The sequence below is a fragment of the Nocardioides albus genome (assembly GCF_014648255.1).
In the GTDB taxonomy this organism is placed as follows: Bacteria; Actinomycetota; Actinomycetes; order Propionibacteriales; family Nocardioidaceae; genus Nocardioides; species Nocardioides albus.
The window spans coordinates 36,026-48,653 of sequence record NZ_BMQT01000003.1; the positions used below are offsets into that span (position 1 = coordinate 36,026).

The window sequence follows — 12,628 nt, forward strand, 5'->3', positions numbered from 1 at the left end:
GTTCGAGGCACAGCTCAGTGCTGGCCGTAGACGTTCTGGTAGCGGTCGTAGAGCGAGTCGATGTGGCTCTGCTCGATCGGCAGCGGCTGGCCGAGCTGGCGTGCGATGTGCACGGTGCGGGCGACCTCCTCGCACATCACCGCGGCCTTGACCGCGGAGCGGCCGTCCTTGCCGATGGTGAACGGCCCGTGGTTCCGCATCAGCACCGCCGGGCTGCGCGACTCCCGCAGCGTCTCGACGATGCCGTGCCCGATCGAGTCGTCGCCGATGACCGCGAACGGGCCGACCGGGACCGGTCCGCCGAACTCGTCGGCCATCATCGTGAGCACGCAGGGGATCTCCTCCCCGCGGGCGGCCCAGGCGGTGGCGTACGTGGAGTGGGTGTGGACCACTCCCCCGACGTCAGGCATGTTGGCATAGACGTACGCGTGGGCGGCCGTGTCCGACGAGGGCGACCGATCGCCCTCGACGAGGTTGCCGGCCAGGTCGCACACGACCATCGCCTCGGCGGTGATGTCCTCGTAGGCGACGCCGGACGGCTTGATGACCAGCAGGTCCTCGCCGTCGGGGTTGGGCACGCGCTCGGAGACGTTTCCGGCGGTCCACACGACCAGCTCCCAGCGGGGCAGCTCGGCGTGCAGTGCGGCGACGCGCTCCTTGGCGGCGTCGACGGCGGTGCGAAGAGCGGCGGGAACGCCCGTCATCACTGGTCTCCTTCTTGTACGTCTCGTGCGCCGGCTGCGGCGGGGGCGAGCGAGGCCACAGCGGCACGCTCGATGTCCAGGCCCGCCTCGTAGCGCTCGAGGAAGGTCCGGAACCCGGCCACGTCGGCGGCGTCCGGCTCGACGACCTCGAGGTCGATGTCGCCGAAGACGCGCTCGGCGAGGTAGGCGCTCAGGGTGAGGTCGCCGTCGGCCTCGGCCGCCCGGGCGTACGCAGCCAGGACCGCGATCCCCCAGGCACCGCCTTCGCCGGCGGTGCGGCCGACGGCGACCGGGGCGCCGATCGCCGCGGCGAGCAGCCGCTGCGCGACGCCGGCGGTGCGGAACAGGCCGCCGTGGGCGAACATCGCATCGATCTCGACACCCTGGTCGGCGAGGACGCGCATGCCGAGGGCGAGGGTGCCGAAGACGCCGTAGACCTGGGCGCGGGCGAACCCTGCGAGGTCGAGGCGGCTGCCGGGGGTGCGTACGAACAGCGGACGGCCCTCGTCGAGGCCGGTGATCGGCTCGCCGGCCAGGTAGTTGTAGGCGAGCAGCCCGCCGCCGTCGGACGAGCCATTAAGGGCTGCGGTGAGCAGAGCGCCGAAGACGGCGTCGGGCTCGCAGGGGTGGCCGAGCGCGGCCGCGAACTCACCGAAGACACCGGCCCAGGCATTGAGCTCGCTGGCGCCGTTGTTGCAGTGCACCATCGCGACCGGGTCGCCGGCCGGAGTGGTGACGATGTCGATGGCGTGGTGGACCGTCGCCAGCGGCGCCTCGAGGACGACCATCGCGAAGATCGAGGTGCCGGCGCTGACGTTGCCGGTGCGCTTGGCGACCGAGTTGGTCGCGACCATGCCGGTGCCGGCGTCGCCCTCGGGCGGACACAGCGGGATACCGGGCTGCAGCGTGCCGGACGGGTCGAGCAGCGCGGCACCGTCGGGGGTGAGCCGGCCGGCGTCGGCGCCTGCCGGGAGAACCTGCGGGAGCAGCCCCTCGACCCGCAGACCGGGACGCTTGGCGGCGGCCAGGTGGCCGAGCTGCTCGAGCATCCGCTGGTCGTACGTTCCGGTGGCTGGGTCGATGGGGAAGACGCCGGAGGCGTCGCCGACGCCGAGCACGTGCTTGCCGGTCAGCGCTCGATGGACGTAGCCCGCGAGGGTGGTCAGCGAGGCGATCTCGGGCAGGTGGGGCTCGTCGTCGAGGATCGCCTGGTAGAGGTGGGCGACCGACCAACGAAGCGGGATGTTGGTGCCGAGAATCTCCGACAGCTCGGCGGCGGCGACCGCGGTGTTGGTATTGCGCCAGGTGCGGAACGGCACCAGCAGCTCGCCGGTCTCGTCGAAGGCGAGGTAGCCGTGCATCATCGCCGAGACGCCGATCGACCCGAACGTGGTCGGACGGGTGCCGTAGCGGCGCTCGACCTCGTCGCCGAGGGCTGTGACAGCGCCCTGTACGCCTGCCCAGACCGCCTCGAGCGAGTAGGTCCAGAGGCCGTCGACGAGCTCGTTCTCCCACAGATGGGAGCCGGTCGCGACGGACGCGTGGTCGGGCCCGATCAGGCACGCCTTGATCGTGGTGGAGCCCAGCTCGATACCGAGCGAGGTCTCTCCGAGGTCAGGCAGCCGGCCTGGTTGCTGCGTCATCACGGCTCCGTTTCTGCCCGACGGCTCGGGGTGGGGTTCGAGGCGATGTGAACGCTAACATGGACGGGCCGAAGCGTCACCCCCGTCGGCCGAAGCGTCACCCCCGTCGGCCGAAGCGTCACCCCCGTCGGCCGAAGCGTCACCCCCGTCGGCCGAAGCGTCACCCCCGTCGGCCGAAGCGTCACCCCCGTCGGCCGAAGCGTCACCCCGGTCGGCCGAGTTGGCAACGTTGTGCCAACTCGGCCGACGTACCTGACGTCTCGGCCGACGTACTTGACGTCTCGACCGACGTACTTGACGTCTCGACCGACCTACCTGACGTCTCGGCCGACCTACCTGACGTCTCGGCTGGGCGACAGTGGGGCTGCCGAGTCCCGCACGATCAGCTCCGGGGCCAGCAGCGGCGGCGCCTCGACGGTCCCGTCGGCGATGGCCTTCGTGGCCACCTCGACCGCGAGCTCGCCCAGCGAGGCGAAGTCCTGGCGGACGGTGGTCAGCGGCGGCCACAGGTAGGCCGCGTCAGGGACGTCGTCGAAGCCGACGACGCTCACGTCCTGCGGGACCCGTCGGCCCGCCTCGCGCAGCGCTCGGATCACGCCGAGCGCCATCGAGTCGTTGGCCGCGAAGACCGCGGTGACCGAGGCGTCCCGGGCGATCTCGGCGCCGGCCTCGTACCCGCTCCGGCTCGACCAGTCGCCGAAGATCTCGGGCCCCGGTTGCGCGTCGCCGTCCCGGAGCGCAGCGAGCCATCCCTCCCGGCGCTGCCGGGCGTCGATCCAGCCGACTGGACCGGCCACATGGGCGATGGTGCGGTGGCCGAGGTCGAGCAGGTACTGCGTGGCGAGCACGGCGCCGGCGTGCTGGTCGATCCCCACCGAGCGCACCCCGGCGGGCGGGTCGCTGTGGATCATCACCACCTCGACCGTGGTGGCGAGCTGGGCGACCAGGTCCTCGAAGGACTGGTGGGAGACGCCTAGGAGCACGGCCTCGACCGCGTCGTCGAGCAACGCCTCGATCGCCCGCTCCGCGGAGGTCGCCTCCAGGTGCGGCACCGGGCTCAGGATGATGTCGTAGCCGGCGCGCTGTCCGGCCTGGTGTACCGAGGCGGCCAGCGTGCCCGGCCCGTAGAGGTGCGGTTGGGTGTAGAGCAGACCCAGCCGTCCCGATTTCCGCGTCACCAGAGCCCGCGCCGACTTGTTGCGCCGGTAGCCCAGCTCCTCGATCGCCGCGAGCACCCGGTCGCGGGTGTCGCCGCGTACGGCATCGGAGCCGTTGACCACCCGCGACACGGTCTGGTGAGAGACTCCTGCTCGGGCCGCCACATCAGCCATGCTCGGCGCGTTCTTCGACTCCCCGTGGACCATGCGGTGATCCTAAGCGGGCTCGCTCCGAACGGCTGGGAGGGCCTCAGATCTCCTCGAGCTCGGGCAGCCCGTGACGTGCGCGGGTGAGGGCCGCGGCGAGCGGGGCGCAGCGCCGGGGACCAGCGACGCGAGCTCCACTGCGCCTGCTCTTCGAGCTTGGTCGCGGTGCTCTCGTCGTAGCGACGGTAGTGCGCCCGGCCGAGAGCATCCACCCGCTGCTGCCAGGTCGAGTCGAGCAACCTATGCGGCGTACGCCATCCGGCCGCCGACAGCTCCCGCGCCGCGGCGACCGCGATGCCGGCCTCCTACGCGTACGTCGTCCCGCCGGCGTCCAGCAGACGCCGCACCAGGTCGCGCTCCCGTTTGCTCACTCCGTCGACGTACCCGACCCGCGCCGGGGCCATGCGCACGGGAGCCATATGCTGCCGTGACCGTCGGGTGCGGGGCTCGACGCTGACGGAACGGAGCCATCGGTGCGCGTGCTGCTGTCGACGTACGGGTCGCGGGGAGACGTCGAGCCGATGGTCGCTCTCGCGGTGCAGCTGCAGCGGCGGGGCGCGGATGTGCGGATGTGCGCACCGCCGGACCAGGAGTTCGTCGACCTGCTGGAGCGGGAGGGCGTGCCGTACGTCCCGTTCCTCACGTCGTGGCGTTCCTGGGAGCGCCCGCCGACCCCCGAGGAGCGCCACCAGCGGGTGGCCGATTTCATCACCGCGCAGCACGACACCGTCGCCGACGCCGCCGCGGGATGTGACCTGCTGGTCGCCACCGCCATGTCGCAGTTCGTCGCGCCGTCGGTGGCCGAGAGCCTGGGCATCCCCTACCACTACGCCCTCTTCTGCCCCGACGTCGTCGACGGCCTCGACGGGCGCGGCTTCAACGACCTGTTCGGGGCGCCTCTCGACGCGCACCGAGCCTCGATCGGGCTGCCGGCCGTCGATGACGTCGGCGAGTTCATGTTCACCGCTCGACCGCTCCTCGCGGCCGATCCCACGCTCGGCCCGTGGACCAGGAGCTCCAACCTAGACGTCGTGCAGACCGGCGCGTGGATGCTGGCGGACGACCGACCGCTGCCGGACGACCTGCTCGGGTTCCTCGACAGCGGGGAGCAGCCGGTCTATGTCGGCTTCGGCAGCATGCGCACCGTCGGGGAGGAGACCGTACGGGTCGCGATCGAGGCCGTCCGCGCCCACGGGCGCCGGGTGGTCATCGGCCGCGGATGGGCGGGGCTCGACGTGATCGACGGCCGCGAGGACTGCTTCGTCATCGGCGAGGTCAACCACCAGAGGCTCTTCAGCCGAGTCGCTGCCGTCGCCCACCACGGTGGCGCGGGCACCACGAACACGGCCTACCGGGCAGGCGTCCCGCAGGTGGTCGTGCCGCAGGCAGGCGACCAGATCTACTGGGCCGGGCGGGTGGCCGACCTCGGCGCCGGGATCGCTCACGACGGCGCGGCCCCGACAGTCGAGTCGCTCACCGCCGCGCTGGCGCCTGAGGTCCGTGCCCGCGCGACCGCGCTGGCCGCCGAGGCCGGAGCTCGCGACGACGGGGCCGCCGTGGCTGCCGAGCTGCTGCTCACCGGCGGAGCCTGAGCCTCAACGACCGAGCACGTGGCGCAGCGCGGCCTCCAGCGAAGGATGACGGAACTCGTGGCCCGCGAGCGCAGCCGGCTCGACCCGCTGGCTCGCCAGCGCCATCTCCTCGGCCCCCTCCTTGCCGAGCAGGAGCCGCGGACCGAGAGCCGGAGTCGGCAACAGCGAGGGCCGGTGGAGCACGCGCGCGAGGGTCTGCGCGTAGACCCGGCCGGTGACGGGCTCGGGGGCGACCGCGTTGACCGGACCCGCCAGCGTCTCGTCGAGGAGCGCACGGTGGTAGATGTCGACGAGGTCGTCGATGCCTATCCAGCTCAGCCACTGCTCACCGCTGCCGAGCCGGCCACCCAGCCCGGCCGCGAAGAGCGGTCGCTGGAGCCTCAGTGCTCCTCCGGCGGGAGTCTGGACGATCCCGGTCCTCACCGCGACGGTCCGTGGCCCGTCGACCCGGCTCGCCGCCTCCCAGTCGGCGACGACCTCGGCGAGGAACCCAGCGCCCGGCGCCGAGGACTCGGTGAGCACCTCGTCCCCCCGGTCGGCGCCGTAGATCCCGATCGCGGAGGCGCCGACGAAGGCTCGTACGCCGCTGCGGGCCGCCGCCTCCGCGAGCCGTCGGGTCGGCTCGATCCGGGAGTCGCGGATCGCCGCCTTGTGCGCCGCGGTGAAGCGGCCGGCGATCGACGCCCCGGCCAGGTGGACGACAGCGTCGACCCCGTCGAGCAGATCCGGCGCCGGCGCGGACGGATCCCAGCGGCGTTCACCCTCATCCTCCGGCGCGTGCCGGACCAGCCGGATCACCCGATGGCCACCGGTGGTGAGGAGCGGGACCAGGGCCCGCCCGACGGTCCCGCTGGAGCCGGTGACCGCGACGGTGAGGGTCTTGCCCGCTGCGTACGTCCGATGGTGGGCGGCGAGATCGCCGGTCAGCTGGGCGTGGCGGTAGCCGAGCATGCGGTCCACCATCCGCCCGATCACGTTCGTCTCGATCCGGTCGGTGATCAGGGTTGCGGGACCGTCGGCCGCGAACTCGTGTCGGTGGGTCCACGACAGCGGCCGCAGCGAGGCGAGCCGGTCGGTGAACAGGTGCGGTGCCTCGTAGCCGGCAGGGTCGTGGCGGGCCACCCAGTCCACGCCACGGCCGAGCGAGATCACCGCGGTGCCGTCGGCCAGGTCGGTCGCCTCCACCCGCGCCTCCCCCGGCATCCACGGCGGCATCAGCCGGTGGATCGCCCCGGGGCGGCGATGCCACTCGAAGACCTCCTCGACCGGCGCCTCGACGCGCGTCGTCAGCGAATGGACCCGGACCAGAGGCGACGTCATACCGCTAGCCTCGCCCGGATCCACCGTGCGAACAACCTCCCTTGCCGGTTCAGCCGTGGAAGTCCTTCACCATCTGCTTGGCGATGATCAGCTTCTGGATCTCGCTGGTGCCCTCGTAGAGCCGGAACAGCCGTGCGTCGCGGTAGAACCGCTCGACCGGCACCTCACGCATGTAGCCGAGGCCGCCGTGGATCTGGACCGCGCGGTCGGCGATCCGGTCGACCGCCTCGGAGCAGAACAGCTTGCACAGCGACGGCGCCATCCGGCGATCGCTGCCGTCGTCCCAGCTGCGGGCCGCCTCGAGGACCATCGCGCGACCGGCGTACGCCTCGGTCCGGCTCTCGGCGAGCATCGCCTGGATCAGCTGGAACTCTGCCAGCTTCTGGCCACCCTGACCGTTCGTCGTCGCGTGGCGCAGGCTCTCCTCGATCAGCCGGTCGGCCAGACCGACGGTCATCGCCGCGATGTGCAGCCGGCCCTTGGCCAGCGAGCGCATCGCCGCGGAGAAGCCCTCCCCCTCGACCTCGCCGACGAGGTTCTCGGCGGGCACCCGGACGCCGTCGAGGAAGATCTCGGACGTCGAGGTGCCGCGCTGGCCCATCTTGTGGTCTCGCGGACCGACGGTGACGCCGGGAGTATCGGTCGGCACCACGAACACCGAGATGTTCCGTGCACCCTCGCTGAGGTCGCCGGTGCGGGCGAACACCATGAGCAGATCGGCCCAGGCTGCATTGGTGATGAAGCGCTTCTGTCCGTCGAGGACGTACTCGTCGCCCGAGCGAACCGCACGGGTGCGCAGGCCGCTCGGGTCGGAGCCTGCCTCGGGCTCGGTGAGCGCGAACGAGGCCACCAGCTCACCGCTCGCCAGCCCCGGCAGGTATCGCTGCTTCTGCCGCTCGGTGCCACAGTTGACCAGCACCTGACCGGCGATGCCGTTGTTGGTGCCGAACATGGAACGGAACGACGGCGTGGTCCAGCCGAGCTCCATCGCCAGCCGGACCTCCTCCGACATGGTGACGCCGAGACCCCCGTACTCCTCGGGGATGGCATAGCCGAACAGCCCCATGGCGGCGGCCTGCTGACGGAGCCGGTCGGGGATCTGGTCGGTCTCCTCGATCTCGTCCTCGGCCGGGACGACCTCCTTGCGGACGAACGCGCGGACGGCGTCGAGGATCGACGTGAACTCGTCGGGCTCCATGGTGCTGCTCCTTCGTGCGGGACGGTCAGGTGGATGATTGTCCCAACTGGACCCCAACCTCTCTGGCCAATTCTCCTAGGGCATCGTGCGATGCCGTTGCGATGTTGGACGCGTATCGCTTCGGCTCCTAGCCTCAGGATCTCCGACGTCATCGAACCAGGAGCACCAGGAGCACCGTGAGCCGCCGCATCCTTCAAGTGGGACCGCTCAAGCCGTCGCTGGCCGCCACCCTCACCGAGGAGTACGACGCCCTCGTGCTGCCCGACGGCGACCACCGAGCCGCGTTCCTCGCTGACCACGGCCCCTCGATCGGTGCCGTGGTGACGACCGGGCGCACCGGCGTACCGGCTGATCTGATGGCGCAGCTCCCCTCGCTCGGCGTCATCGTCAACTTCGGGGTCGGCTACGACACCACCGACGTCGAGGCCGCCGCCGAACGTGGCGTCCTGGTCGCCAACACCCCTGACGTCCTGACCGACTGCGTCGCCGACACCGCGGTCGGCCTCACCATCGACACCCTGCGCCGGCTCAGCGCCGCCGACCGGTTCGTACGCCGCGGCGACTGGTCCGGGGCCTCCTACCCCCTGACCCGCAAGGTCTCGGGCAAGCGGGTCGGCATCGTGGGCCTGGGCCGGATCGGCCAGGCGATCGCGACCCGCTTCGAGGCCTTCGGCTGCCCGATCTCCTACCACTCCCGCCGCGAGGTCGAAGGATCCACCTACACCTACGCCGCCTCCCCCACCGACCTTGCAGCCGACGTCGACATCCTGGTCCTCGCCACCTCCGGCGGCAGCGGTACGCAGCACCTCGTCGACCGCACGGTGCTCGAGGCGCTCGGCCCCGAGGGCTACCTGATCAACATCGCGCGCGGCTCTGTCGTCGACCAGGACGCGCTGGTCGACCTGCTGATCACGGGTGGCATCGCCGGCGCCGGCCTCGATGTCTATACCGAGGAGCCCACGGTCCCCGCAGAGCTGATGGCCCTCGACAACGTGGTGCTCCTCCCCCACCTGGCCAGCGGCACCGTCGAGACCCGCGCCGCCATGGAGCAGCTGACCCTCGACAACCTCGACCGCTGGCTCGCCGACGGGACCGTCCTCACCCCTGTCCCGGAGGTCACCCCTCGGGGTGCAACGTGATCTCGGTGATCCGGTTGCCGTTGCGGGCAGCCACCTCCAAGGTGCCGCCCGGCACGGCCAGCACCTCCCTGACCTGCGGGATGTGTCCCAGCCGGGAGATGAGATAGCCCGCGATGGTCTCGTAGCCGCCGTCCTCGAGCACGATGCCCGTGGCGTCCGCGAAGTCCTCGATCGTCATCGCGCCGTCGAACCGGGACAGGTCACCGTGGTCACGGACCCGGGTCTCGCCGTGGTCGTACTCGTCTCGGATGTCGCCGATCATCTCCTCGACGAGGTCCTCGAGGGTCACGATGCCGTCGGTGCCGCCGTACTCGTCGACGACCATCGCCAGATGGGTGCCGCCCTCTCGCATCGTGGCGACCGACGGGATCACCCGCTTGCTTCCGGGCAACGAGAGCACCGGTCGGCACACGTCCTGGATCGTGCGCTGGTCGGTCGCGACGACACCGAGCAGGTCGCGTACGTGCAGGAACCCGAGAATGTCGTCGAAGCCCTTCCCGGTCACCGGGTAGCGGGAGTAGGGCAGGTCGCGCACCTTGTCGGCGGCCGCCGGAAGCGGCATCGAGGCGGGCAGGAAGGTGACGTCGCCGCGCGGACGCATCACCTCTCTCAAGGTCGTCTCGGTGGTGGCGAACACGTCACGGAGGATCCTGCGCTCCTCCTCCTCGAGGTCCTGATTGGTGGAGACCATCTCGCGCAGCTCCTCCTCCGAGACCTGCTCGGCGGAGGCCTTCGGATCGCCGCCGAGCAGCCGCACCACGGCGTCGGTGGAGACCGAGAGCAGCCAGATGACCGGCCGCATCACGTTGGCGAACCGGTCCAGCACAGGAGCCACGGCGAGCGAGATGCCCGCGGCCTTCTGCAGCGCCAGCCGTTTGGGCACCAGCTCGCCCAGCACCAGGGAGAGGTAGGCGATGAACAGGGTCAGCACGATCAGCGCCGTGGTCTCGGCGAGCGCCTCGCCCATACCGAGGCGCTCGAGGTAGGGCGCGACGTCGGGAGCGATCGTCGACCCACCGTAGGCGGCGGAGAGGAAGCCCGCGACGGTCACACCGATCTGCACCGCGGCCAGGAATCGGTTGGGATCGCGGGCGACCTGTGCCACCCGGGCCCCGCGAGGCCCCTGACGTTCCATGGCGGCCAGCTGGCTCTCGCGCAACGACACCAGCGCCAGCTCGGTTGCCGCGAACACGCCGCCGACGAGCACGAACACCAGGACCAGCCCGAGGCTGAGGAATGTCTGCGTGTCCATCAGGCCCGCCCACCTGTCTTGTCGAACCCAGGTGAGCGGTAGGAACTTCGAGGCCTCTTCTTCACACAGAAGAATCTACCGCCACCCCTGCGCGTCAGCCCGATTCCGACCCGGCATCCTCCAGGCGAACCACTACCCCCTTCGAGGTGGGGGTGTTGCTGCCCTCGGCGACGCTGTCGAGAGGAACGAGGACGTTCGTCTCCGGATAGTACGCCGCAGCCGACCCCCGGCTCGCCGGGTAGCCGACCAGGGTGAACCCGGGTGCCCGCCGCTCGACGCCGTCGTCCCAGACCCCGACGATGTCCACGAGGTCGCCGTCGGCGAACCCCAGCTCGGCGATGTCGGCAGGGTTGACCATCACCACCCGACGGGCCTGGTGGATACCGCGATAGCGGTCGTCCATCGCGTACGGGATGGTGTTCCACTGGTCGTGGGAGCGCAGCGTCTGCAGGATCAGGTGACCTGGCGGCGCCTCCAGCCAGGTCAGGTCGTTGCAGGTGAACACGGCCTTGCCGCTCGGGGTGCGGTAGACGCCGGAGTTGACCGGGTTCGGGAGGACGAAGCCGGCAGGATCCTTTATCCGCTCGTTGAAGTGCTCGAACCCCGGCACCACCCGGGCGATCCGATCGCGGATCCGGCCGTAGTCAGCCTCGAAGTCCGCCCAACGGATGCCGTAGCGGCCACCGATCGTGGCCTGCGCGATCCGCGAGACGATCGCGACCTCGCTGAGCAGACTCGCCGAGGCGGGTTCGAGCCTGCCGCGGGTCGCGTGCACCGAGCTCATCGAGTCCTCGACGGTCACGAACTGCTCGCCGCTCGCCTGGACGTCGATGTCGCTGCGACCCAGCGTGGGCAGGATCAGTGCCGTCTCCCCCACCACCGTGTGGGAGCGGTTGAGCTTGGTGGAGATCTGGACCGTCAGGCTGCAGCTCCGCAGCGCGGCCTCGGCGACGTCGCTGTCCGAGATCGCCCGGACGAAGTTGCCGGCGACGCCTACGAAGACCTTCGCCTTCCCGTCCCGCATCGCCCGGACCGCGTCGACCGAGTCGTACCCGTGCTTGCGCGGTGGATCGAACCCGAACTCGGCACCGAGCGCGTCCAGGAAGGAGTCGGGCATCTTCTCCCAGATGCCCATGGTCCGGTCGCCCTGCACGTTGGAGTGGCCACGGACCGGGCAGACTCCCGCCCCGGGCTTGCCGATGTTGCCCCGCAGCATGAGGAAGTTGACCACCTCGCGGATCGTCGGCACACCGTGCTTGTGCTGGGTCAGCCCCATCGCCCAGCAGACGATGACCGAACGGCTCGCCAGCACCTGCTCGTGGACCGCCTCGATCTCCTCCCGGGTCAGGCCTGTGGCCTCGAGCGCCTCGTCCCAGGTGATCGTGCGGGCGTGCTCGGCGTAGGCGTAGAACCCGGTCGTGTACTCCGCGATGTACTCCCAGTCCAGCACGCCGCCGCCCGCTTGCCGGTCGGTCTCGAGCAGACGGCGGTTGAGCATCTGGAACAGGGCGAGGTCGCCGCCGGGGCGGATCTGCAGGAACTGGTCGGCGATCTGGGTCCCGCGGCCGACCACGCCACGAGCCTTCTGCGGGTTCTTGAACCGCATGAGCCCGGCCTCCGGCAGCGTGTTGACCGCGATCACCTTGCCCCCGCGCTGCTTGGTCTCCTCCAGCGCGGACAGCATCCGCGGGTGGTTCGTCCCCGGGTTCTGACCGACGACGAACACGAGGTCTGCGTTGTAGATGTCCTCGAGCTGGACGCTGCCCTTGCCGATTCCGAGCGTCTCGTTGAGCGCCGAGCCACTGGACTCATGGCACATGTTCGAGCAGTCGGGCAGGTTGTTCGTGCCGAACGCCCGGGCGAAGAGCTGCACCAGGAACGCGGCCTCGTTGCTCAGCCTGCCCGAGACGTAGAACAGCGCCTCGTCGGGAGAGTCCAGGCCGTTGAGCTCTGCGCCGATGGTCTCGAACGCCTCTTCCCAGGTGATCGGCTCGTAGTGCGTCGCGCCGGGTCGCTTGACCATCGGCTCCGTCAGCCGACCCTGCTGGTTGAGCCAGTGGTCCGACCTCTCGTCGAGCTCCGCGACCGAGTGCTTCTCGAAGAGCTCCCGCGTCACCCGGCGCGAGGTCGCTTCGTCGGCGATGTGCTTGGCGCCGTTCTCGCAGTACTCGTTCCTCGCCCGATGTCCCGGATCGGGCCAGGCACATCCCGGACAGTCGATCCCGCCGGCCTGATTGAGGTTCAACAACGTCAAGGCCGTACGCCGCACCGTCGTCTGCTTCAACGAGTACTCGATCGCCTTGCGCACCGCCGGGACACCGGCGGCCCACGTCTTCGGCTCGCTGACATCGGGAGCGTCCACCGGTTCGTCCACCGGGTACGCACCGTCCGCGTCTCGCTTCACCACAACCGCTCC

Annotated in this window: 9 protein-coding genes; 2 read left to right on the forward strand and 7 right to left on the reverse strand. The window is 70.6% G+C overall.

What is annotated here, in order from left to right; genetic code table 11:
* Positions 1–14 precede the first annotated feature (14 nt).
* The 3 genes from IEY84_RS06385 to IEY84_RS06395 all read right to left on the reverse strand — a co-directional run bounded on the left by IEY84_RS06385 (position 15) and on the right by IEY84_RS06395 (position 3,711).
* Positions 15–704 carry an L-ribulose-5-phosphate 4-epimerase gene (locus IEY84_RS06385; RefSeq protein WP_183543474.1) on the reverse strand — a complete coding sequence of 230 codons (690 nt, stop codon included), beginning with the start codon at positions 702–704 and terminating at the stop codon, positions 15–17.
* Positions 704–2,347, reverse strand: a complete 1,644-nt coding sequence (locus IEY84_RS06390; RefSeq protein ID WP_183543476.1) for a xylulokinase — start codon at positions 2,345–2,347, stop codon at positions 704–706. Before IEY84_RS06390 ends, IEY84_RS06385 begins: the two co-directional genes overlap by 1 nt.
* Before the next feature lie 332 nt (positions 2,348–2,679).
* Complete coding sequence (locus IEY84_RS06395) at positions 2,680–3,711, reverse strand: LacI family DNA-binding transcriptional regulator (protein ID WP_183543478.1); 1,032 nt, start codon at positions 3,709–3,711, stop codon at positions 2,680–2,682.
* 473 nt (positions 3,712–4,184) lie between these two features.
* Here IEY84_RS06395 and IEY84_RS06405 point away from each other — a divergent pair, with 473 nt between their 5' ends.
* Positions 4,185–5,303: a glycosyltransferase gene (locus IEY84_RS06405; RefSeq protein WP_183543481.1), complete on the forward strand. Its 1,119-nt coding sequence runs from the start codon at positions 4,185–4,187 to the stop codon at positions 5,301–5,303.
* 3 nt (positions 5,304–5,306) lie between these two features.
* On the opposite strand, the gene IEY84_RS06410 is transcribed toward IEY84_RS06405, so the two are convergent.
* Positions 5,307–6,623: a TIGR01777 family oxidoreductase gene (locus IEY84_RS06410; RefSeq protein ID WP_183543483.1), complete on the reverse strand. Its 1,317-nt coding sequence runs from the start codon at positions 6,621–6,623 to the stop codon at positions 5,307–5,309.
* A 49-nt stretch (positions 6,624–6,672) separates the two neighbouring features.
* The gene (locus tag IEY84_RS06415) at positions 6,673–7,821 is read right to left on the reverse strand and encodes an acyl-CoA dehydrogenase family protein (RefSeq protein ID WP_183543485.1); all 1,149 of its coding nucleotides are present in this window, start codon (positions 7,819–7,821) and stop codon (positions 6,673–6,675) included.
* Positions 7,822–7,997: 176 nt separating this feature from the next.
* On the opposite strand from IEY84_RS06415, the gene IEY84_RS06420 reads away from it, so the two are divergent.
* Positions 7,998–8,960 carry a 2-hydroxyacid dehydrogenase gene (locus IEY84_RS06420; protein ID WP_183543487.1) on the forward strand — a complete coding sequence of 321 codons (963 nt, stop codon included), beginning with the start codon at positions 7,998–8,000 and terminating at the stop codon, positions 8,958–8,960.
* Here IEY84_RS06420 and IEY84_RS06425 read toward each other — a convergent pair.
* Positions 8,938–10,212 carry a hemolysin family protein gene (locus tag IEY84_RS06425; RefSeq protein ID WP_183543490.1) on the reverse strand — a complete coding sequence of 425 codons (1,275 nt, stop codon included), beginning with the start codon at positions 10,210–10,212 and terminating at the stop codon, positions 8,938–8,940. The two genes, IEY84_RS06420 and IEY84_RS06425, sit on opposite strands and share 23 nt — an antisense overlap.
* 94 nt (positions 10,213–10,306) lie before the next feature.
* The gene (locus IEY84_RS06430) at positions 10,307–12,616 is read right to left on the reverse strand and encodes an FdhF/YdeP family oxidoreductase (RefSeq protein WP_183543492.1); all 2,310 of its coding nucleotides are present in this window, start codon (positions 12,614–12,616) and stop codon (positions 10,307–10,309) included.
* Positions 12,617–12,628: the final 12 nt, after the last annotated feature.

Bases quoted from the DNA above. Each gene is read 5' to 3' on its own strand.
- IEY84_RS06385 (WP_183543474.1), bottom strand. From the start codon at position 704: ATGACGGGCGTTCCCGCCGCTCTTCGCACCGCCGTCGACGCCGCCAAG.
- IEY84_RS06390 (WP_183543476.1), bottom strand. From the start codon at position 2,347: ATGACGCAGCAACCAGGCCGGCTGCCTGACCTCGGAGAGACCTCGCTC.
- IEY84_RS06395 (WP_183543478.1), bottom strand. From the start codon at position 3,711: ATGGTCCACGGGGAGTCGAAGAACGCGCCGAGCATGGCTGATGTGGCG.
- IEY84_RS06410 (WP_183543483.1), bottom strand. From the start codon at position 6,623: ATGACGTCGCCTCTGGTCCGGGTCCATTCGCTGACGACGCGCGTCGAG.
- IEY84_RS06415 (WP_183543485.1), bottom strand. From the start codon at position 7,821: ATGGAGCCCGACGAGTTCACGTCGATCCTCGACGCCGTCCGCGCGTTC.
- IEY84_RS06425 (WP_183543490.1), bottom strand. From the start codon at position 10,212: ATGGACACGCAGACATTCCTCAGCCTCGGGCTGGTCCTGGTGTTCGTG.